Source organism: Roseburia rectibacter (assembly GCF_014287515.2).
Taxonomy (GTDB): Bacteria; Bacillota; Clostridia; order Lachnospirales; family Lachnospiraceae; genus Roseburia; species Roseburia rectibacter.
Map to the genome: position 1 here is coordinate 3,367,042 of NZ_CP092473.1, position 22,215 is coordinate 3,389,256.

General features: G+C 35.2%; 21 protein-coding genes. All 21 read right to left on the minus strand.

The window, feature by feature from the left end:
- Nucleotides 1-2: 2 nt before the first annotated feature.
- The 21 genes from H8S51_RS15410 to H8S51_RS15510 all read right to left on the minus strand — a co-directional run bounded on the left by H8S51_RS15410 (nucleotide 3) and on the right by H8S51_RS15510 (nucleotide 22,205).
- Nucleotides 3-803: a glycosyltransferase family 2 protein gene (locus tag H8S51_RS15410; protein ID WP_118413449.1), complete on the minus strand. Its 801-nt coding sequence runs from the start codon at nucleotides 801-803 to the stop codon at nucleotides 3-5.
- A gap of 2 nt (nucleotides 804-805) precedes the next feature.
- The gene (locus H8S51_RS15415; RefSeq protein WP_015522046.1) at nucleotides 806-1,222 is read right to left on the minus strand and encodes a GtrA family protein; all 417 of its coding nucleotides are present in this window, start codon (nucleotides 1,220-1,222) and stop codon (nucleotides 806-808) included.
- 15 nt (nucleotides 1,223-1,237) lie between these two features.
- Entirely contained in the window at nucleotides 1,238-1,795 is a 558-nt protein-coding gene (locus tag H8S51_RS15420; RefSeq protein WP_118413450.1) for an HAD family hydrolase, read from the minus strand.
- Nucleotides 1,796-3,706, minus strand: a complete 1,911-nt coding sequence (locus H8S51_RS15425) for a lysylphosphatidylglycerol synthase transmembrane domain-containing protein (protein ID WP_186899870.1) — start codon at nucleotides 3,704-3,706, stop codon at nucleotides 1,796-1,798. It abuts the gene before it with no gap.
- A 14-nt stretch (nucleotides 3,707-3,720) separates the two neighbouring features.
- Nucleotides 3,721-6,357: an acyltransferase family protein gene (locus H8S51_RS15430; protein ID WP_186899871.1), complete on the minus strand. Its 2,637-nt coding sequence runs from the start codon at nucleotides 6,355-6,357 to the stop codon at nucleotides 3,721-3,723.
- 45 nt (nucleotides 6,358-6,402) lie between these two features.
- Nucleotides 6,403-7,470: an acyltransferase gene (locus H8S51_RS15435; RefSeq protein WP_186899872.1), complete on the minus strand. Its 1,068-nt coding sequence runs from the start codon at nucleotides 7,468-7,470 to the stop codon at nucleotides 6,403-6,405.
- 30 nt (nucleotides 7,471-7,500) lie between these two features.
- Entirely contained in the window at nucleotides 7,501-7,887 is a 387-nt protein-coding gene (locus H8S51_RS15440; protein WP_186899873.1) for a hypothetical protein, read from the minus strand.
- A gap of 27 nt (nucleotides 7,888-7,914) precedes the next feature.
- Nucleotides 7,915-9,180, minus strand: coding sequence for a glycosyltransferase family 2 protein (locus tag H8S51_RS15445; protein WP_186899874.1), 1,266 nt, complete (start codon nucleotides 9,178-9,180; stop codon nucleotides 7,915-7,917).
- Nucleotides 9,177-10,145: a glycosyltransferase gene (locus H8S51_RS15450; RefSeq protein ID WP_118413461.1), complete on the minus strand. Its 969-nt coding sequence runs from the start codon at nucleotides 10,143-10,145 to the stop codon at nucleotides 9,177-9,179. The genes H8S51_RS15445 and H8S51_RS15450 overlap by 4 nt, the downstream gene beginning before the upstream one ends.
- 19 nt (nucleotides 10,146-10,164) lie before the next feature.
- On the minus strand, nucleotides 10,165-12,018 hold the full coding sequence (locus tag H8S51_RS15455; protein WP_186899875.1) for a DUF4422 domain-containing protein: 1,854 nt from the start codon (nucleotides 12,016-12,018) through the stop codon (nucleotides 10,165-10,167).
- A gap of 2 nt (nucleotides 12,019-12,020) precedes the next feature.
- Nucleotides 12,021-13,118 (minus strand): UDP-galactopyranose mutase, encoded by a 1,098-nt coding sequence (glf, locus tag H8S51_RS15460; RefSeq protein WP_186899876.1) that lies wholly within the window; start codon nucleotides 13,116-13,118, stop codon nucleotides 12,021-12,023.
- Nucleotides 13,119-13,134: 16 nt separating this feature from the next.
- Nucleotides 13,135-14,964, minus strand: coding sequence for a DUF4422 domain-containing protein (locus H8S51_RS15465; protein WP_118209326.1), 1,830 nt, complete (start codon nucleotides 14,962-14,964; stop codon nucleotides 13,135-13,137).
- A gap of 23 nt (nucleotides 14,965-14,987) precedes the next feature.
- Nucleotides 14,988-15,731 carry an ABC transporter ATP-binding protein gene (locus H8S51_RS15470; protein ID WP_015522036.1) on the minus strand — a complete coding sequence of 248 codons (744 nt, stop codon included), beginning with the start codon at nucleotides 15,729-15,731 and terminating at the stop codon, nucleotides 14,988-14,990.
- 4 nt (nucleotides 15,732-15,735) lie between these two features.
- Nucleotides 15,736-16,524: an ABC transporter permease gene (locus tag H8S51_RS15475; RefSeq protein WP_118209389.1), complete on the minus strand. Its 789-nt coding sequence runs from the start codon at nucleotides 16,522-16,524 to the stop codon at nucleotides 15,736-15,738.
- 96 nt (nucleotides 16,525-16,620) lie between these two features.
- Nucleotides 16,621-17,415 (minus strand): glycosyltransferase family A protein, encoded by a 795-nt coding sequence (locus H8S51_RS15480; RefSeq protein WP_118413457.1) that lies wholly within the window; start codon nucleotides 17,413-17,415, stop codon nucleotides 16,621-16,623.
- Nucleotides 17,416-17,420: 5 nt separating this feature from the next.
- The gene (locus H8S51_RS15485) at nucleotides 17,421-18,572 is read right to left on the minus strand and encodes a glycosyltransferase family 4 protein (RefSeq protein ID WP_015559578.1); all 1,152 of its coding nucleotides are present in this window, start codon (nucleotides 18,570-18,572) and stop codon (nucleotides 17,421-17,423) included.
- Between the two features lie 112 nt (nucleotides 18,573-18,684).
- A complete protein-coding gene (locus tag H8S51_RS15490; protein WP_157350452.1) occupies nucleotides 18,685-18,831 on the minus strand; it encodes an AAA family ATPase in 147 nt (48 codons plus the stop codon).
- A gap of 87 nt (nucleotides 18,832-18,918) precedes the next feature.
- Nucleotides 18,919-19,830: an NAD-dependent epimerase/dehydratase family protein gene (locus tag H8S51_RS15495; protein WP_157350451.1), complete on the minus strand. Its 912-nt coding sequence runs from the start codon at nucleotides 19,828-19,830 to the stop codon at nucleotides 18,919-18,921.
- The gene (locus tag H8S51_RS15500) at nucleotides 19,827-20,435 is read right to left on the minus strand and encodes a sugar transferase (protein ID WP_118598443.1); all 609 of its coding nucleotides are present in this window, start codon (nucleotides 20,433-20,435) and stop codon (nucleotides 19,827-19,829) included. Before H8S51_RS15500 ends, H8S51_RS15495 begins: the two co-directional genes overlap by 4 nt.
- Nucleotides 20,432-20,878, minus strand: a complete 447-nt coding sequence (locus tag H8S51_RS15505; protein ID WP_186899877.1) for a hypothetical protein — start codon at nucleotides 20,876-20,878, stop codon at nucleotides 20,432-20,434. Before H8S51_RS15505 ends, H8S51_RS15500 begins: the two co-directional genes overlap by 4 nt.
- Nucleotides 20,879-20,921: 43 nt before the next feature.
- Nucleotides 20,922-22,205 carry an AAA family ATPase gene (locus H8S51_RS15510; RefSeq protein WP_155219981.1) on the minus strand — a complete coding sequence of 428 codons (1,284 nt, stop codon included), beginning with the start codon at nucleotides 22,203-22,205 and terminating at the stop codon, nucleotides 20,922-20,924.
- Nucleotides 22,206-22,215: the final 10 nt, after the last annotated feature.

Here is a 22,215-nt window from a genome sequence, read left to right on the forward strand (position 1 = left end):
ATTCAGTCCTCCGTAGAAAAAACAACATCTGATTTGTATTCTTTAAACTTCTTTTCTCTTGCATCCTTTAACATAAATTTCTTTCTGCCAAAGAAATAGCTCACTGCCATCTTTAAAGTCTGCCATGCCTGTCTTGTCATTTTTACATTTGACACCTGATCCTCTTCCCTCCACACGATCGGAACAAATCTGTATGTTTGTTTATATGAAGCAAGTGCAAAAAGCATGTAACAGTTAAAGGTTAAATTATCTGGGAATTTTTCATAATACTTTGATTTTAACATTCTGGTAGAATAAAGATTTAATCCGGCTCCCAAATCTAATATTCTTTTTCCAACAGAAATTGAGAAAATCACATTGAACACTAAATTTCCAAATGTTCTGAACTTTGAATAACCAACCAGTTTTGAACCCTTTGCAAATCTGCCTCCAAGACAGCAGTCATACTTTTTAAATGCACCATTTTCCAATACCGGTATCATATCACTGATACTTCCCTGATCATCTCCATGAAGTACGATAACATAATCAAAATTATTCTCTATCGCATAATTGAAGGCCACTTTATGTGATCCACCCAATCCATAATTTTCTCTGTTTTTTAATACTTTAATCGGAAAACCTGCATTCATTTTTTTTATCTTTTCTATAGCAGCCTGCTCTCCATTATCTGTACTCCTGTTATTGACAATTATCGCTTCTGAAATATATTTTTTTATTTCACCATTCAACTGATCTAAAACTCTTACAATCTGCTTTTCACAGTTATACATTGGGATAAAAACCAGTATTTTTTCTTTCATCTCTAAATCCTTTCTATCAATAATTTCATTACCAAAAAGTTCAAACACATCGTTACTGGAGTTACTATAATCTTAGCAGCCATCGCAGAAAAATTGCCAATGATACTTCCACTAAAAGTCTGATACAACCCTGCTGCAATTATCGCTAAAAGCTGCGACACCAATAATATCAATATGATCTGATATAAAATATAAATTACAAATTTTACTTTCAGAGGAATTCCGCCATCCTTTTGTACAAATGTTTTTCTGGTAGATACACAAAATACAAAGCATACTGCGACCAGTGAACTGATCATATTATTCACTGCAACATAGGATGACCTTAAATTCAACAGATTAAATATTACAAAATCCATGATCCAGCCAATTCCACTGATTCCAACAAATGCAATTCCCTGCTTTAATAATTTTCTCATACTCTTTTTTCCCTGTTAAGCAAAGCCCCTGACTACAAAAACTGATGCTCCAGATTTCTCTGCTGCCTCTATTCCAACATCCGAATCTTCAAAAATAATTGTATTATCTTTTGAAATCTTATAATAATCCATGGCCTTACAAAATCCTTCCGGATCCGGTTTTTTCTTTTTTACATCTTCCTGCGAAATAATAAGATCAAACTCATCAAGACGATTATGATATTTTAATATATCCTCACTGTTTTTTCTCGAAGCAGTCGTAACCAGAACAATATAATACTCGTTACGAATTGCTTTTATAATCTCAAATAAGTGTTTGTTTTCCACTGTTTCTGAAAGGAAATCACCATAATATTTCTTTTTTAATTCATGCACTTCTTCCATATGGGTCTCACTCTGCATAATCTCTGGAAGAAATGTTTTATAATGTCTCCCATTACACTGATTTGCAAAATACTCATAATCCATCGTATATCCAAACTGTTCTAATGCTTTTTGATATGAAAGAAAATTGACTCTTCTCGTATCATATAATGTTCCATCCAGATCAAATAGTGCCAGTCGTGTCTTCATCTATTGTTCCTCTTCAAAATTATTGATAACATCATTCATTACCATAAGCATTCCGGCATAAAACAGCAATACCCTTTTTCCATTTTTTTCAATTTTATAAGGCATTAATCTCAGCCAGTGTATGATCTCATGATAATAAATACTCTTTACGCGTTCTTTTGCAAAATGTTCCCGCATATACTTATCCAACATATCATATAAATATGTATATGCCTCTGATTTAGTAAATACAAAATTAATTCGATTTCTTTCAATGCTCACATTCTTTGTTGCCATCAAAAATTCATAACCACCATGTATCGACTGCAACAGTTTTCCATAATCAAGATTGGAAGAATCATGCACATTTCCGGTATTCGGATCTATGATATAAAAATCATCCTCTCCATCTGCATTTCTTGTACAGATAATATTCTCAATCGTGAGATCACCATGAATCTCTGAATATGTATCATTTTTAAAAATATCAGATAAATGTTCTTCTGACAGATATTGTAAATAATATGGCAAATTATGAAAACTTCGTCCATTAATGATGATATCATCATACTCCATAAGACGCTTCAAATATTTTGCATTCATAATTTTATCCAGGTTTTTATTTACTTTAGACTTAATATATTCATCAATTGTTGCTTTGTCTGCCGGTCTTTGATTTACTTTATATAAAGAATTTTCCAGACATTCCGTCGCTTTTTTTATAAATTTCCATGCATTTTCTTTTGGCATAGAATGTGCATAATCAAACAATCCAACTGCCTGACTGTCATATGGCATATCGTAGTAACAGAAATTATCCTGCTTTTGATACTGCATAATATCCGGCAAAGGTATAATATCCTTAAAACGCTGCAGCCACTCAATCTGCTGATATAACTTATCTCCATCTGCGCCAAATGCATATTTACGGAAGAAATTTTTTCCATTATTCATACAAAGCATTGTCGTCGCATTAGAACCTGCAGAATAGTCACGAATAATCAATATATTTTGATTGATCTTCAGATAACTCTCTATATACTCACGCCGCTCATTTGAAAAATAGGTTTCCAAAAAGTTCCGTCGTTCATCCTCATCCAATTGCGGTATCAAATTCAAATACGATTCTTCCGAATCTACACTTCCATCATTTTTAGACTTCAAACACAGGGAAATGACAAATAATATCACAATCGGAGCAAATAAATAAATGCCAGTCCATATCATCTGCGTATTCAACATTCCCTGCGTAACCGTTATTGCTCCGAGACTTCCAACATGAATACTGTTCTTTGTAAATAGCATGTAAAATACATCCAGCCAGTTCATATTAGATCCCTGGTGGCTTAAAAATGCAGCAAAACAATAATAAGACGTAAGGTACAAAATCCACATTCCTAATGTTTCCAATAATAACTTGGTCTTTGATATCTTTTTAAAAATATCTTTAAAACTCCAGATCAACGACCAGAAAAATCTCAACAAACGTATTTCAATTCTTGCATTGAAAATGCCCGCAATATTTTTCAATATTTTTTTTACATACCCACGTAATATGTATACCAGTAAAGTAACTGCTAAAACGCCGACTGCCAAAAACATATAAAACCAGACCGAATCTGCACTGTCTAAATTAAAAGCTGAAAAAATCGCAAACAGAATACCTACAACCAAAATGTCTAAATAGCGGTCTACAATAACGGTTGCCAGTGCAAACCCTCTCCCATTTTTCATTTTTCTTCCTGAAATCCAGGCTCTGACTAAATCCCCCGCCTTGAATGGAATAAATGAATTGATAAAATATCCGATTGACAAGGACTGTAATAAGTTTTTCGTATTTGGTTTTTCATATGTTTTTACGAAAAGTTCCCATCTTAGTGTTCTCACTATATGTGCAATACATATTAAGCTTATTGCAAGAACTAACGTCATTTTGATTATCTCCTCTATAAGTTTTCTTTATGATTGTATTTGTCTTTTTTTATAAAGTAACATATTTGATAAAATACTGTCGCATAACCCAAAATATAAAATGGGAAAAAATACATAACATGCGTTGTTGGAGCTGCTACATATACTAATGCAAAGTCAAGTAAAATCATAAAATTTACAAAACATAATGTTAAATTTTTTCTTAATATTGACACAACAAACATGACCATAAGCAAGACAATCGGTATTCCAAAATTCCAGAAGAAATAATATGTCAATACTTCTGTTCCTTCGATAGTATACATGCCGGTAAGGAAATAAATATATGCACTTCTCAATTCATTATTTAAAGTTCTAAATATATTTAATATATCTTCTGATATACCATACATTTTTATAATGTTCTGTGTCTGTTCCGTGGAATTAGCCGGCTCAACCCAATGAAACTCTGAACTGCATCCACTCGAGTATGTAAACAAATCCCATTTAGCCTCTAAATATTTAACCGGATTACATACAATTAATCGAACTATACTTTTTACACATTTTGTATATTCTTCGTCTGTGTATTCAAACGGTCCAATCACATTATATATCGCATAAAAATCATAACTTGAAGCATTTCTCTTCATCTCTTCCACCGGCATGACTTTATCTATATTGCTTATATCTTCCTCCAAATCAGGAGATTTTAAATCTTCATCTTGCAACATAACACTAAGTCCTGTTACAAAAGACCACAAAAGTACATTTTTTTTAGTCGCTTCATTCTCTAATTGATTAATATTTCTAAATACACCAAATGGTAACAGTGAGACAACTAAAAAGAAAATGATCATCTTTTTCCTAACTGCTACTGTGTTGATTTTTTTGCATATATTTATGCATATAAATACTGGAATTAAAATTATTAAAAATACACTTTCAGTTCTCCATGTAGCAACAATAGCTGTAACAATTCCTAGCGCACCAAGTATTTTATAATCAATATTTTCAAATTTATTAGTTAATTTTAAAAGAATAGCAACTAATAAAAGAAATGTAAACGTATACATACATACTCTTAGTGGACTTAAAATAAAATATAAAGTCGGCACTGAAAAAAATAAAACCAATAAACAATATGCAATTCTTCCATATTGTTCATATATTACCTTTATAATATATACACTAATTATAGTACAGACAACTGCCTGACCTAAAATGATACTTCCACAGCTTGGATATATCATAATCATAACAATAAAAAATATACTTGTAAAAAAACTTTGATGATACTTTATCCCAAAATTTTGTACTATACCTAGTATACCAAATTCATCATTAACCCAATTTCCAGGCCAAGCCAATAATATTGAAACAACATAAATAGAAAAAATAAGTATTCCTAATCTCCACCATTTATGATATTCTTTTTTCCTAACCGATGTAATTAAAACTTGTGGCAAATAGATATATAATAATATCAGTATTATTTTGCAGATTGCATATACACATATTTGGCTTTTACTTAAATTATCAAATTTAAAAAATACTTTCTCATTAGCAAAAGAAATAACAAATAATAATATGCTAATTATAAATGCTATTTTTCTTATACTTATTGGATAATCCCATTGCTTTTTCTTAAGCTCACACAAAACCAACGTAATTATTAAATCTATAATTATACCTATTAATATAGACGCTGCAACTATAGTCAGGTATGATTGAACTTTCCATTGAGTCATATCATACCTTGGATCATTTGCAAACTTTAATATAACAAGTAAATGTCCCAAATAAATAGGTAAACTGATTCTTCCCAAAAATAAACTCATGTTATTATCTAAAAATTTCGAAAAATGTGATTTACCTATAAATTGATTTATAATTAAAATCCCACTTGCTAATGCTATTATTCTCTTTTCTTCAATTATATGATTAGGGAATAGGCACATGAGGCAAAAGCTCAGTGCAATTATATCAATAATATCATATACAATAATAGGGATTCTATTTTTATATTTTTTTTCTATATTTGTATATATGATATAGCAAGTTATGCCTATCATTATATTAACAATAGCTCTAACTATATTCGCATATCTACTTGATAAATCAAACAATTGTATATATATCACAAAAATAAATATGCTTAACGCTTCATATACACATTCCCATTTCTTTAAGTAGCGTTTCATTGCCAGCACAAACACTGTTACTAAAAAAGATGCTATAATTAAAGCAGAAACATACCAATCAGGTCCATTAATATGTCGTGTTCTATATGATACGCCTGTAATACACAATAATTCTGCAACAAAATTGTTAATAAATTGCACCCAATCCTGTTCACTATAACTATCAAATTTAATGTTAATATGTATTCGATAAAACAATGTCATAAAAAGACATAAATAATAATACGGAAAAATGTGAATAATTTGTCTTTTTGTTTTATTTAACGCACTAACAAATATATCTTTTTCACTAGTCTTTTTTATATATCTACCAAGAAGGAATCCGGATAATACAAAAAAGAACTCAACCGCATTACCTCCTAATGTAAATCTTTCATCATATAACGTAGTCGATACACTGATATGTAATAATATTACAGGTAAACAAAAGGCAAATCTATAAAAATCTATGCTTTTATTTCTTTCCATCACAACCCCCACAGAAAATTTTTAAAATATTCTATTATAATAAATTTAAATTATATATTTATTTACATATGGTATTTTGCTCAATAAATAAGCCCCAAACATGCTCAAAACAAACACACATACTGTAATAAATGGTACAGATATAATTGCATTAAATGACATCGTTGTTATGTTTAAATATTTAGAAAACAGTATAATAAAGAAATCATGAATCAAATACATTCCAAATGAAATTTGCGATATTTTAACAATTACCGTTTTCATCCGTTCACTAAATTTCCACTTTGAAACTCTTTTAGCAAAAAACACATATACTGCAACTGCCATACCTAAAACATTTGGCATTAAATAACCATAAAATGTCTGGGTTGGATATCCATTTTTTTTAGATATAACAACTGTTGCTATTATTGTTAGCACAGCCGATATCATCCCTAATACATAAAATAAAATTTCTGTCTTACGTTTTACAGAGTATGAACTTATATAATGACCTATCACAAAATATCCGGTGTACCCTAACACCATATACAAATTAAAATTTCCCAATATGCCATAAACAAAAATATCACTTTGAGGAATCAATTTTAATACATTTAATCCAAATGTAAACACAATCACCAAAATAATATAATATTCCTCTGTTTTTTTATCAGAACATATTTTTTTCAAAAAAGGTACTACCATATATAATCCTATCATCATAGGGACAAACCATAAATGGTAGCGTCCATTCACAATGTCTATAGCAATCTGTTTTTTTATTTCTACACCAGAATCATTTTGTAAGATTAAATTTACATACAATGAATATAATGTAGACCAAAAAAGATACGCTGTTACAAGTCTCAGTATTCTCTTTTTATAAATATAACCTATAGGCTCAATTCTGTCATCATTCAAAAAAAACATTCCAGAAATCATAACAAATATAGGTACACAGCATCTCGCTATACTGTCATACACATTAAATGTATTCCATTCAAATGAATCTACAGCCGTCCAATCCCAATTAGAACCAGCTATATGCAATAGCATCATAAAAAAAATTGCAAGTATCCTTAATAAATCAAATTGAATTAATCTTTTTTTTGTTTCAATCTTTTCCTTCATACTTTGCGCACCATAATCCTTTTTACTTGTTTACCTTTTTTCAATTATAAATTCTTTCTGTCTCTGAATCTGCTCTCCAATATATTCATATAACTCATCACTAAGTCCCTTGATTCTCTTCTCTAAATGCTCTTTATTTTCATCCGTATAAGAAGCCTGCTGTCTGATCTGATTTCCTATATACTCATACAGTTCATCACTTAATGCCTTTATTCTGTTATTCAATCTATCTACTTCTTCTGACGACATTGGAAATTTTTCAGCTTCTGGTTTTACAGCTTCCGGCTTTACAGCTTCCACTTCTTTATTTTGTTTCAACTGCTCATTCTCTTCTTCCAGTCTTTTTATTCTTTCATCCATTTTAGATAATCTATAATTACATTCTTTTAATCTTTGTTCCAATTCACTGTTCTTCATAAAATATTTACCTCCATATCATTGGTTTTATTTATTCTCATCTTCACCAAATATAGCTCTTGACATCCTGTATCTGCAGCTTATTCCTACTTTTGAGATTGTCGTTTTAATACCATCCTGCTCTAAACTTTCAATCGTTTTGGCAATTCTCTCATTATCTAAAACACTGTTTACACGCCGCAGTATCTGATCCATTTTCTGATTCGCTTTCCCCGGATAATATACCTGCCTCGTCTCCTGAACCACAACATCAGGCACACTTTTCTGCCTGCTCATATCCATTAATCTGTCAAATGCAAATCCGACATCAACATTTTTCACACAATCTTTCAGCCATTCATAGCCTTCCGGAATCCATTCAGCATTTTCAATCCATGTAATAACCGAATCATTATCTAATATCCGAAATAGTTCCGCCTTAATCTGACCATCTTCTCCATCATTTCTGGAATCAAACAACATATTCATACAACGAACTACATGTCCCACAGCATACTGGTAAAAAAAGGTAATATTCTCATCTTTCCACACACATTGCACACGTAAAAATTTTTCATATTCCTGCAGCAAAGAAACCTGATTGTCAAACATTTTGCTTCTGTAACATGTTGTCAGTGAATTTTTTCCCCATTGCAGATAGTAATAGAGAACGTCTGAAATAAATACAATTCTTTTTAATCGGGAAAAATATTGTAAGTTCAGTAAAAAATCTTCTCCCAGTTCCTTATCAAGTGGAAAACACAATCCGTACTTGTCAAAATATTCCCGTTTATATAATTTATTACATGGTCCTTCAAGCAGCACAGTATACAATAATATTCTTGAAAAATCACCCAGAAACTTTTCTCTCGAAAGTACACATTCTTTTCCAAGATACTGTGGCAGCCAGTCATTGGAACTGACAGGTCTGTTTCCTTCTAATACCATATAACGCATTCCACAGACTACCATATCAGCTTCATAGATATGCATTGTATCTACCAGTCGTTCCGTCATATTTTCTGTTATCACATCATCTGAATCAACAAACTGGATATACTCTCCTGTCGCCGACTCAATTCCACAGTTTCGCGCATTGCTGACTCCACCATTTGGGACATCCAGAACTTTAACTCTGTCATCAATTGCAGCATAGTTCTGGCATATGATAAGTGAATCATCCTTCGATCCATCATTAACCAAAATAATTTCTATATTTTTATATGTCTGTTTCAGTATCGATGTGATCGTATACCCAAGATATTGTTCTGCATTATACACTGGAACAATAATACTGACCTTCTCATTTTTCATTTTCTTTCACGCACACTCCTTGCCATACCATACTTCTCAAGCCCTTTTGACAAAAGTTTAAATTCCTCAATATACCACGGATCAACATCATGCTGTTGCAGATATTCCACATCTTGTTTTGCCAGTTCTACAAGAGCTTTTACTTTCGGTCCATTTACCTGTTGGCAATAGCATTGATAAATCCTGTCTAAGAGAACCCAGCAATAGATATCATTCATTTTTCTCTCTAATGACTTTATTCCATGTTTATCAAAGAAATCTACTCTCTCACGAAATGCCCAGCAAGCATCAAGATTTGCCTCTCTGAATTTTTCACCTGTAATACTGTCTGTTCGTCTTCTGTCATAGTTATAAAATGAAAAATCTATATATACTAACTTTCTGGCATTATACATATATTTATAGGTCGTATATTCATCTTCATGAAGTTTGCCTTTCGGATATCTGACATCCGCAATCACACTACGCTTATAAAGCTTATTCCACGCATTGGGTTTAAAGTAATGCCAGTCAAGCATTGCCTCCAACGCAAAAATATTATCGCCTTCTACCACATTTCCGGTACAGGCTGTTTCTTCAACAATACAGTCCGCATATAGATTTCGATAGCTGCATTCTGCAATATCAGCATCATATTTCAATAAAGTATGATATAATACCTCATACATCTTATCATCTATCCAGTCATCACTGTCAATAAAAGCTATGTACTCTCCGGCAGCCACCTCAATGCCTGCATTCCGTGCATCTGATAATCCACCATTTTCCTTATGGATCACCCGAATCCGCGAATCTTCCTGCGCATACCTGTCACACATCTCCCCACATGCATCCGGTGATCCATCATCTACAAGTATGATTTCCAAATTACGGTATGTCTGCTTTCGAATTGACTCTACACAACGATTTAAATAATTCTCTACCTTATAAATCGGAACAATAACACTAATTTTTCCTTCTTCCATTTTCATACTACTCCACTATTTATCCAAAAATTCTCCAATACATCTTCCCTAACGTTCTTCGAATTCCACTTCCCTGTGGAAATATTTTCATCAGCAGCTTTCTGGTTCTCTTAAATGCTCTTGCTTCAATTACTGTATCTACTGTCACATTCTGACCGCCGCCCTGATGCTGCATTCCACTTAAAATTTGCTCATAATATGGTGTTTTTCTCGCCATGTCCCAGAATACATATCCAAAATCTTCATCCGGTTTCATCCACGGCTTCAAAAATCCGGCATAATGAATAATATATGGATCTTTTCTCGCATTTTCATAGTCATCCAAAATATAATACGGTGCGTATTTAATCACTTTCTGCCAGCGGAAATGATCACAGTCAAAGATCATATTCCATTTCATATCCAGATAAGTTACCCTGTCTTTACATACCACATTCAGAATATCCTGATCTGAAAAACGGTAAATTCCTGTATCCGACATTTCGAGTAGTTTGTCCACTGTCACAACTTTACTCATCTCTGTAACATTAAACACAAGTACTCCCGCCTGAAAATATACAAACGGATTTTCGAGTCCCAGTGTATTTTTACAATACTGACGCATTTCTGAATTTTTCATATTGCACTGTCCTGCAAAATCAGGATCAAGTGCACCCGCAATCAGACTGTTTCCCATATCTGTATCGTAAAGTTCTGCTACATCATGACAGATGATCATATCACAATCCAGATATACTACTTTCGGATATACCTTTAGAATATCAAGGATCAGGAAACGGTAAAATGTTTCTGTTGTAATGTGCTGCTTTGCCTGCAAGACGTAGCCGGCGACCCTGCTGCTCACATTCACGAAAATAAATCTCACATTCGCTCTATTCAATCTGTCCGTAAACATTTTCTGGCTGTCAGCATTGACATCTGTATGGAATACATAAATCTCATACTTCCGGTCATGACTTGTATGTTCCACGATCGACTGTGCACAGGTATATAAAATCGGAACATATTTCTGGTTTGCTGCAAGTACTACCGGTACTACATCCCCATCTGTTGCCTGTGTAACTTCTGTCTCTGCATCTGCATTGTGAATCAATGCAATCTGCAACTCTCCCAGGCGGTACTTTCCCTGTTTTTTCAGGTACATATAATAGATACCCGCCAATCTTTCTCCTAAATGACCAGTCGTGCGGTATCCCTCTCTGGAATACTCGCTCATATCCGCACGCTTTTCAAATTCTTCTAACACATCAAAAAGAATTTTCGAATAATCCTCAAAAAGTTCTTTTTTGGCAATAAACATGTTGCATGGATAAAACGTATGACCTTCAAAAAGTTCTCTGGCTGTCTCACTCAGATATGAATACTTTTCATCTATGATTTTTAAAAATAACTCTGCATCCTCGATATGTAACTCCGGTGCCTTTTTATAATGCTCATAAACGCTCTTTGCATTCATATCAGAAGTAGGTACACCTTTGGCAATCAAGAAATCATACTTTTCAATATAATCCTGCACTGCTTTTTCATGCAATGCCAGTTCATCCATTGCCTTCTGATCCAGGAAATCATATTCAATCGTTCCCCATGATGTCTCTTTGATCTTTTTTTCACTAAAAGAGAAAAATCGTCGGTAATGGCAAAATCCATAGTAATCTGCCTGCATGTTTTTCCATGCCCAGTACTGAGTTGTAAGTTCACAATATGATTTATTCAAAGACGAAATATTGTCCCCTTGATTATCCTGATACACACCTTCCGGTACTTCTTTCGTCTGAAAATCACTTCCTGCAATCACATTATAAAATAACGAATTATTAACACGCATCGTATCACGGTTTGGGGTATGTGTCACAAAAATCTTAATATCACTCATTTTTATTTTAACTCCTCAATTTTATCTAATGCCGCTTCGATCACTTTGTCCATATCATAATATTTATAATTACCAAGTCTTCCGCCAAAAATGACATTGTTCTCACTCTCGGCAAGCTGGCGGTATTTTTCATAAAGTGAATTATTTTTCTCGTTATTTACCGGATAATAAGGTTCATCTCCCTTATGCCACTCACTCGAGTACTCTTTGGAAATAATTGTAACAGGCTGTTTTCCATATTCAAAATGTTTATGTTCGATGATTCTCGTATATGGAACTTCTCTGTCTGTGTAATTCACGACAGCATTTCCCTGATAATTTTCCATCTCATAACGTTCCTGCTCAAACCGGACGGAACGATACTCTAAGACACCCAGTTTATAGTCATAATATTCATCGATCATTCCTGTATACAGAACTTTATCTGCGACCTGTCCGTTCTTTGCAGTAAACTCTTTATAATCTGTATTAAGTAATATCTCTGTTTCCTCTAACATTTTTTTAATGATGGCTGTGTATCCACCGATCGGGATTCCCTGATAGCGGTCATTAAAATAATTGTTGTCATAAGTAAAACGTAACGGCAGACGTTTGATGATAAAAGCCGGCAGGTCTTTGCAGTCTCTTCCCCACTGTTTTTCCGTATATCCCTTGATCAGTTTTTCATAGACATCACGTCCGACAAGGGATAATGCCTGTTCTTCGAGGTTTTTCGGTTCCGTAATATTTAAATCTGCGATCTGTAACTGAATGATGTCTTTTGCTTCCTGTGGTGTAACAATCCCCCACATTTTGCTGAATGTATTCATATTAAACGGAAGGTTGTATAATTCATCTTTATATCTTGCAATCGGTGAATTAATGTAATTATTAAACTCTGCAAACTGGTTAATGTATTCCCACACTTTTTTATTTGAAGTATGGAAAATATGCGCGCCATATTTATGTACATTAATATCATCTATCTTTTCACAGTAGATATTTCCACCAATATGTTTTCTCTTATCAATAACCAGACACTTTTTCCCTCTCTTTTTCATTTCATAGGCAAAAACCGCTCCATAAAGTCCACTTCCTACAATCAGATAATCATACATCATAACTTTTTTCTCCTGTTTATTTTAATTTCCAATATAAATTTCCGACTGTCCGCCGTATCCAGCTTCCCTGTGGTAAAATCTTTTTCGCCGTTTTTCTCATCACATTTACCACAGCCGTTCCCGGATTACCTTTTCTTTTTTCCTGCCCACACAGATCATAAATTAACTCTTCATAATAAGGCGTCCTGCGTGCCACCTTCCAGAATTCCTTTGCAAAATCATCTTTTGGATTTTTCCAGGGCTTTGCCGCACCTGCATAATGGATGATATATGGATCCTTTCTGGCATTCTCATAAGCATCCATAACATAATAAGGTGCCGATTTGATCACATGCTGCCAGCGATATTTATTACAGTCTGTCAAAACATTCCACTGCATATTCAGATAAGTAACTTTACCCTCACATACGATATTCAAAATATCCTGGTCGGAATATTTGTAAATTCCAGTATCTGACATTTCAAATAATTTTTGAACACTAATCTTATCTGCTATTTGCCCCATATGGAACACTAATACACCAGCCTGAAAATAAGCAAGAGGATCCTTTAATTTTAAGACGTCTCTGCAATAAGCAAGTGTGTCAGCATTCGCTCCGTTACATTGTCCTGCGAAATCCGGATCAATCACTGCTGCCAACATATTATCACCGAGTTTAACATCATATAGCTCTGCGATATCACGCCGGATGATCATGTCACAATCCAAGTATACCACTTTCGGATACATCTTTAAAATATCAAGAATCAGAAAACGATAAAATGTTTCCGTGGAAATATGTTCTTTCGCTTTTAACTGATATCCAGCCACCCGGCTCCTTACATTAACAAAAGAAACATCGAAATTTTTCTTTTTAAGTTTTCTTATTTCATTTTGGCTTTCCGGCTCAATATCAGTATGAAAAATATATATTTTATAATCTCTTTGTTCCGATATATGGTCTGCAATCGACTGCAGACATGTATATAAAATTGGAACATATCCTTGATTGGCAGCTAACACAACCGGTATTTCATCGTCTTCTGACACACTGATTTTTGAAGTACCTTCATTTTGTTCAATCTGTGCCATCTGCAGCTGTCCCAGACGATATCCGCCTTTTTGTTTCAGATATTCAAAAAAGATTCCCGTCATGCGTTCCCCTAAATGCCCCGGTGTGCGCAAACCTTCTCTGGAATATCTGCTCATATCACATCTCTGTTCAAATTCATCCAGAATATCAAACAGCATCTTAGAATACTGAAAGAATAATTCTTTATTCATAATAAACATATTGCATGGGTAAAAGATTTTCCCATGCACATATTTTTCAGCCACGTCATTCAGTTCGGGATATTTTTCACGAATAATAGAAAGAAAAAGATCTAAATCTTCTATATGGAGTTCCGGTGCATTCTTATAATGCTGATACACAGACTTCGCCTGTAATGCATTTACCGGAATCCCTTTTGCAATCAGAAAATCATACTGCTCAATCGTCTGTCTCATGGATGCTTCATCCATACAAAGTTCCTGTTTCACGTTTTCACTCAAAACCGGGTAAATCAGGCAGCCACAATCAGCTTCCTGCAGATTCACTTTGGAAAAGGAAAAATATCTGCGGTAATGGCAAAAACCATAATAATCTGCAGTTTGATTTTTCCACGCCCAATATTGTGTCGTCAGTTCACAATAAGATTTGTTCTTAAATGAAATATTGTCCCCCTCATTATCCAAAAGCATTCCTTCCGGAACTGACTGAGTCAGAAAGGCACTTCCTGCTATTACATTATACATCAGTGGATGCTCTATTCTCACTGTATTGCGATTTGGCGTATGGGTTACAAATAATTTTATCTCACTCATAGAATCCTCTTATCATTCTTCGTTTAGAAATTCATATATGCATCACAAATTGTATCAGCATCACCACACATTTTCACATGTCCTTTGTCAAGCCACAATGCATGATCACATAAATTCTGTACAGATGTTATAGAATGTGACACATATAATAATGTTGTTCCTGTTTCTAACATATGTTTCATACGTTTTTCGCATTTTTCCTGAAACTTATAATCTCCTACGGATAATACCTCGTCACAGATCAGGATATCCGGCTGAACCATCGTTGCCACAGCAAATCCAAGTCTTGCCGCCATACCGGAAGAGTAATTCTTGATCGGCATATCCAGAAAATCCCATAATTCAGCAAAATCAATGATTTCCTCAAACTGCTCTTTCATAAAACTCTCTGAGTACCCCAACAGTGTTCCATTCAGCAGAACATTCTCGCGGGCAGTCAGTTCACCGTCAAATCCGGCTCCCAACTCAATCAGAGGTGCGATCGTTCCCGAAAGGCTCACACTGCCCTTATACGGTTTTAAGATACCACAGATCAGCTTTAACAATGTGGATTTTCCGGAACCATTCGTTCCTACGATTCCCCATGCTTCCCCTTTCCGAACCTGAAGGCTTACATTCTGTAGGGCAAGGAATTCCTGAAACATCAGTTCTTTTTTTACCATTTTTATTACATATTCTTTTAAATTATTGACCTGCTGTGATGCACGGTTAAAACGCACTGTTACATCCGACACATCAATAACAATATTCTTGTCATCCATCTTCATTCTCCTAGATATATAAAATAAAATCGTCCTGTTTTCTTATAAATGCCCATGATCCAACAATCAGAAAGACAAATGCTATCGCAAATCCGTATACCACATCTCCTGCAGCCGGTAATGTCTGATGAAGTGATATCGTACGGAACTGTGTGATATACTGATACATAGGATTAAAAATTTTAATTGCTTTCTGCACTGATTCCGGTAACTGTTCCATCGGATAGAAAATAGGTGTCAAATACATCCATGCCGTTGTCAGTACATTATAAATATACTGTATATCTCTGAAGAATACAGCTGCCTCCGCCAAAAACAAGCCAAGACCAAGGCTGAAAATATATACTTCCATTAAAATAACCGGAAAAAACAGCATTGCCCATGAGAACTGTACCTTAGTAATAACAAATACAATAATCATAGCTCCCAGAGAAAAGACTAAGTTGACCAAAGAACTCGTAACCTTAGATAAGGTAAACACATATTTAGGAACATAAACCTTTTTCAATAATGGTCCATTTCCTGTAATGGAAAAGATCGCCTGATTTGTTGCTTCTGTCATAAATGTAAACAACGTCTGTCCAATGATAAGATATGCAGAATAATTGTCTATATTAAAACGGAACATTTTGGAAAATACTAAATACATAACGACCATAACCATTAATGGATTTAATACGCTCCATACATATCCCAGAAAACTTCTTCTATACTTTAACTTTATATCTTTCGTTACCAGCTGTTTGATCAGATATCTGTAATTATACAACACCTGACATCTTGTTTTCATTTTATTCATTACTCGCTCTGATTCCTCTTTTCTTCCTATATTTTTCATATAAAACTGCTATATTATAACATAACTTATTTTAAATTCCAATAGTTGCCTTTACATCTACTTTTGTCTGTTTATAATCATCTTGCGTCTCAAAAACTTAATTTCACCAAATACAATCATCACAATATAAAATGTAAAAGAAATCTTTTTTTTTCTTCTCAATATCTGAAAATTTCTTTTTCGCCCACAATGCATCTCTTTCAAATGAGACGACAACCCACTCTGCCCATAATATTTCCGTCCAATACCATAATCAACCAGTTTCTTGGGTAAATAATACACCTGGTTCCATTCAAAAAAACGCTGGTAATAATTCATATCTTCACAGTACTGCATAGACTCATCAAAATATCCGGCATCTTTTACTCTTGCCCTGCGTATCACAACGGTTGAGGTAAATATAACGCTCTTTGTGCAATATTCTTTCAGCGATAACCGATGTAACAAATAATCTTTTCGCAGAAAAATTCTTAAAGGTCCTTCTTCCAGCCCGCCACAGAGCAGGTCGATCTGTGGATTTTCTTTTAAATTTTTTTCCTGCCATTCTAATTTTTCAGGCGCCCAGCAGTCATCCGAATCCAAAAATGCCAGATAATCTGCTGTTGCCATACGGATTCCCGCATTTCTTGCAGCCGCCACACCAGCGTTTTGCTGATTATATAAAATAATGTTCAGATTGCAGCTTTCACGTTTTTTATACTGCTCCACTTTATCTGCCGTAGCATCTGCAGATCCATCATTAATTACGATCACTTCCCGGATGAGTTCCGGTTTTGTCTGATTCCGCAGCGAATCTAATGCCTTTTCTATCGTATTTTCACTATTATACGCCGGAATAATAACACTGAACATATCCCTCACCTCCGGTATACTTTTCTCATAATCTCATCCACAGTTTCTTCACTGAACTGTCTGATTTTCTGCCGGTTCTGTTCGCCCATCTTTTTTAGTTGTTCCGGTTTATTTCTTTTATTTTCAAATATTTTTTCAAACGCTTCCCCATATGCCCCAGCTTCTTCCGGTGCTGCCAGACAGCCTCCCACACCATCTTCGATCAGGTCAACATTTCCCCTGATCCTGCTGCACACAACAGGTAAACCTTCCGCCATTGCTTCCATCAATGCAACGGATAATCCCTCTCTGAACGACGACAAAACAAAGCAATCCGCGCACTGTAGAATTTCATGTACATCACTGCGGAATCCGGCAAATTGTATATTTTTTTCTAAATGGTGCTCTTTCACATACTGTTCAAGTTCTTCTTTTTCCGGTCCAATCCCACACATCACATAATAAATATCAGCTTTTTTCATTTTTTCCAATGCTTTTATGACAGTTCTCTGGTTCTTATTTGCTGTAAATTCTGCCACCTGTACGATCAGAAAAGCACTCTCAGGTATACCAAGTTCCTGTCTTTTTTTATTCTTTGCTTCCTGTGGCATATCGTGTGGTGTTACATTTACTCCAATACCCGGAATATAAGTAAGCTGCTTCATATGAAATTTCTTTTTTGCAAGCTCATAATCTTCCTGATTGATCACCAGCAGTTCATCTGTATATCGTGACAGATATTTTTCCACCGGATAGAACAGCAGCCAGTTTTTTGCCGGCGCCCCTTTAAAAAAATGAAACCCATGTGCAGTATAGATTGCATGCGTCTTATATTTATGTGCGGCCAGTCTGCCAAGCACCCCGCCGATCGGGCTGTGGCAATGTACAAAATGATATTGATTCTTTTTGAATAATTCTTTCAACTGCCGGTACGCTCTTGCATTTTGTCCAAGTTTAAATACATTTCTGGCAAAATCAATCTGATGCCACACAACCTGTTTTGATTCCAGTTCTTTTTTTAATTCACCGATCTGTTCTGGTGCGCACGTATTTCCCTCTGCAAAATTACATGCCACCTCTACCTGATATCCCATCTGCAACAAAATATCGATATTTCTCATGTTGAACTGCTGTATCATGGATGCTACAGAAGCCACCAGTAAAACTTTATCTGACATGAAGTTTTTATCTCCTTTTTATACCCCAATAAACTTTCCCACAGCCTCATCCAGCCGTTTTAACATCTCACATTCCCTCAATGTCACTTCAGATAGCCAATCATCATGGTATCTATGCGTAGTCAAATAACTGAATAGCCTCTAATATGGACGTTTTTCCCGAATTATTTTCCCCAATTATAATGTTCATCTGACCAAGATTCTCCATCGTCAGATTGCGCAATCCGCGATAGGAACCGATTGTTAATCTTTTTAACATCCTGCCACCTTTTCATTGTTATAAGCGATTATCAGAATTTATTATACTACAAATGTATTCTGTTGCAAAGAAACGGGACTCTCATCCTCAAACACATCTCTCCACACTCTCCTTCAATCCGAACCGCTGATATCCATCAATTTTTTCTCTGCTCAGTTCCTGGTCGATCACCATAGATCCGAACGCCTTTCCTGCCATACCGCCAATCTTCCCCGGCATTTTTTTTGCCAGCGCCACAAACGGATTCATCCAGTTACACAGATGTACGTTTTTCCCTTTTGCCGTAGCAATCGCTGCTACCATCTGTGCCGTGGTCACGCAGGAAGCATTCTGCGGCAGAAACACACCAGTCCTCTGATCCTCGATCAAAATTTTTAAAAACTCCGCAAGATTCTCCACATAAAGCATGCTCCGCTCATTTTTTACATTTGGAAATACCGGTACCTTATCCGCTAACTTTACAAGCATCTTAAAATTTCCTTTGCTGTTTTTTCCATAGATCATCGGCGGGCGGACAATTGCAAGTACAATATTGTTTTTTCTGGCATCCACCTTAAGCCCCTCAAACAGCGCCTGTAGTTTCTGCTCTGCCTGCCACTTGCTGTCCCCATAAAAATTTGACGGAGCAGGCTTTGTATCTTTTGTGATATGTATTGCCCCTCCGCCATTACTGCTGTCTCCGTATACAATTACACTGCTCAGGTAAATATATTGTCCCACGCCATCCTTTACAGCTTTTTGGGCAGCTTCACATGCCAGATCACAGTTTACGGCATAATATTCCTGTTTTTGTTCTTCTGTCAGGATGCCAATATCCGCATGTGCTTTGCCAGTCACGTTTAAAATACTGTCATATCCTGACCAGTCATCCTCTTTCCATGCCTCACCACGCAGACTGACTTTATGAACCTCATACTGGTCATTATAATTTTCTCCAATATATTTTTGAAATGAGTTGCCAATATAACTGTTGGCGCCTAAAATCAATACCTTTTTCATTTCCCCTTCATGCTCCCTGTTCCACCTTCAACCACTCCATCCTGTCTCAAAACGCTTAAGAATGTACCAAAGAAACACCGTACATCCATTGTAAACCCATATTTTTTCACATACTCGCCATCTATTTTTGCCTTGACTGGAATTTCAAGTTCATCACGACCATTGATCTGCGCCCAGCCGGTCAGACCCGGTGTCACATCATTTGCACCGTATTTGTCGCGTTCTGCGACAAGGTCATCCTGATTCCAGAGTGCCGGGCGAGGACCTACGATACTCATATCCCCCTTAAAAATATTAAAGATCTGTGGCAGCTCATCGAGGCTGGTCTTACGAAGAAATCTGCCGGTTTTTGTAATGTACTGTTCCGGATTTGCCAGCATATGTGTCGGCATATCTTTCGGTGTATCGGTGCGCATGGTCCGGAATTTATAAATCTGGAAATATGTCTTGTGGATGCCGACTCTCTTTTGTGTAAAGAAGATTGGTCCCGGTGAATCTAATTTGATCGCAATGCATAAGATCAAAAGCAGCGGGGACAATATAATGATCGCAAGTCCGCTGAGTAAGATATCTATGATTCGTTTTATATAACGGTATCCTGTCATTTTCTGTCTGTCCCTTCTAATTTTTCAAACTTTTTTACAAACAATTGTTCAAATTGCTCTTTGGTATATGTATTGGTTTCATCAAGAATATAGCTTATATTTTCTCTGGAAAATTGATAATCAGGGATCATTCCTGCTTCTATCAGCATAATAAGACTGTCATATATTTTCCGGTAAATTTCATCCTTTTTTATGCTGCCATTTTTAAACTCCACAAAATACCACTTTCCATCTTCTGTACAATACAATGCATCATTGGTTTTCGGTTGTTGTGCTATTTTAACCACTTGGCAATAATACTTTGAAAAACGATCAAAATTGACAGCAAGTAATCTGCTTTCCGTCATATAATCAGAACTTGCATCGTCCTTAGAACAGTGTTTTAATGTTGCAGTCATCGACTGCATAACTTCCGGAAGTTTTTCTATTGCCTCTTTTGTCATTATATCCCCATTTCTTCAAAATCAAATTCTTGCCTGCTTTCTGCTATTTAGACATCTGAATACTTTCTAATTTTTCAAACGGTTTTGCTAACAACTGATACACAGACTGCAGATTTTCTGTAACATCTTTCATAACCGTTTCTTTTCCATCTGCCTGTGCAAGGTAATAATTCGTAATATGATCCACATTATGTTTTTTCGTATATGTTTCAATCGCCTCTAGAAAATAAGGACTGTGTGTAGTGATTAGTATCGTAAGATGAAGATATTTTTCCAGTAATACGATCAATTCTGCATATATAAGCTGCCATTCTGGATGTAGGTGTATTTCCGGCTCATCTAGCACCATCACATCTTTCTCATGGATTTCGCCTTTTTCTAACAAAGTGCGAATAATTGTAAATGCCTTGATTCCCATGGATAAATTTCCAATTTCAAAATAATGCATTTCTTCATCTGCCAGAAAAAAATCCCCATCCTCATTTTTTATTACTTTTCCGATCGTTACCTCAGATAACATTTTCAGTATATCACTGATTTTTTCTTCTGCCATCAGTTTTCCAATCGCATTGTCCGGTATATTCGCGCTTAATTTCTGAAGCAAGTGCAAATCCTGTTCACTCAGCCCATCACTGTACTCCCACGAATTCATATAATCCATAATTGCCGGCGAATCAATTGAGATTGCTTCATGCATGACAGATATTTCTCTTTCTATCATATATTCACTATTCTGTTTTATCCCAACCTGTATTTTTTTCCCTTGAATAAGCAATATTGCTTTCGCCTCGCTTTCTGGCTCATACAGATCATTCATCTGACCATAAAAATATCTGCCGAAAGTGTCTGCTATCAAGGTCTGCTCCACAGCCTCATTTTTTAAATTTAATATACTATTTACTTTCTCTAAAACTTCATGGCACAATGCATCTCTGCTTTCATCATCAATCACATTTCTGAGATTATCATATAATTCAGAAATAATTTCTATTTTTTTCTCCTCATCTGCTGCCATAATCAATTCTGCTGCATTTGCATATCTTTTTCTGCTGGTTCGGGAAGGTACATTCACAGTTACTCTCTGATCATCATTTTTCAAATTATGATACCAGCTATTCTGCCAGTTATAACGGAGCAGTGACTCTATCTGTTCTTTCTTCTTCTGTGAAGCTTTTTCATCCACTTTATACATGGAATTAAACATACATGACAAAATCTTTCCTACCGTACTCTTTCCCGTATTATTTTCACCGGCAATCACAGTAATTCCGTCAAGTTTGATAGATGCCTGTTTAATTTTGGAAAAATGCTGAATTTCCAGTCTCATACTTTCCCCT

Coding starts and splice junctions, on each gene's coding strand:
- H8S51_RS15415 (WP_015522046.1), bottom strand. CDS start 1,222: ATGAGAAAATTATTAAAGCAGGGAATTGCATTTGTTGGAATCAGTGGA.
- H8S51_RS15480 (WP_118413457.1), bottom strand. CDS start 17,415: ATGTTCAGTGTTATTATTCCGGCGTATAATAGTGAAAATACGATAGAA.
- H8S51_RS15445 (WP_186899874.1), bottom strand. CDS start 9,180: ATGAAAAATGAGAAGGTCAGTATTATTGTTCCAGTGTATAATGCAGAA.
- H8S51_RS15430 (WP_186899871.1), bottom strand. CDS start 6,357: ATGGAAAGAAATAAAAGCATAGATTTTTATAGATTTGCCTTTTGTTTA.
- H8S51_RS15490 (WP_157350452.1), bottom strand. CDS start 18,831: ATGTTAAAAAGATTAACAATCGGTTCCTATCGCGGATTGCGCAATCTG.
- H8S51_RS15410 (WP_118413449.1), bottom strand. CDS start 803: ATGAAAGAAAAAATACTGGTTTTTATCCCAATGTATAACTGTGAAAAG.
- H8S51_RS15470 (WP_015522036.1), bottom strand. CDS start 15,731: ATGAAGATGGATGACAAGAATATTGTTATTGATGTGTCGGATGTAACA.
- H8S51_RS15465 (WP_118209326.1), bottom strand. CDS start 14,964: ATGAGTGAGATAAAATTATTTGTAACCCATACGCCAAATCGCAATACA.
- H8S51_RS15485 (WP_015559578.1), bottom strand. CDS start 18,572: ATGTCAGATAAAGTTTTACTGGTGGCTTCTGTAGCATCCATGATACAG.
- glf (WP_186899876.1), bottom strand. CDS start 13,118: ATGATGTATGATTATCTGATTGTAGGAAGTGGACTTTATGGAGCGGTT.
- H8S51_RS15420 (WP_118413450.1), bottom strand. CDS start 1,795: ATGAAGACACGACTGGCACTATTTGATCTGGATGGAACATTATATGAT.
- H8S51_RS15505 (WP_186899877.1), bottom strand. CDS start 20,878: ATGACAAAAGAGGCAATAGAAAAACTTCCGGAAGTTATGCAGTCGATG.
- H8S51_RS15425 (WP_186899870.1), bottom strand. CDS start 3,706: ATGACGTTAGTTCTTGCAATAAGCTTAATATGTATTGCACATATAGTG.
- H8S51_RS15510 (WP_155219981.1), bottom strand. CDS start 22,205: ATGAGACTGGAAATTCAGCATTTTTCCAAAATTAAACAGGCATCTATC.
- H8S51_RS15455 (WP_186899875.1), bottom strand. CDS start 12,018: ATGAGTGATATTAAGATTTTTGTGACACATACCCCAAACCGTGATACG.
- H8S51_RS15475 (WP_118209389.1), bottom strand. CDS start 16,524: ATGAATAAAATGAAAACAAGATGTCAGGTGTTGTATAATTACAGATAT.
- H8S51_RS15495 (WP_157350451.1), bottom strand. CDS start 19,830: ATGAAAAAGGTATTGATTTTAGGCGCCAACAGTTATATTGGCAACTCA.
- H8S51_RS15435 (WP_186899872.1), bottom strand. CDS start 7,470: ATGAAGGAAAAGATTGAAACAAAAAAAAGATTAATTCAATTTGATTTA.
- H8S51_RS15450 (WP_118413461.1), bottom strand. CDS start 10,145: ATGGAAGAAGGAAAAATTAGTGTTATTGTTCCGATTTATAAGGTAGAG.
- H8S51_RS15500 (WP_118598443.1), bottom strand. CDS start 20,435: ATGACAGGATACCGTTATATAAAACGAATCATAGATATCTTACTCAGC.
- H8S51_RS15440 (WP_186899873.1), bottom strand. CDS start 7,887: ATGAAGAACAGTGAATTGGAACAAAGATTAAAAGAATGTAATTATAGA.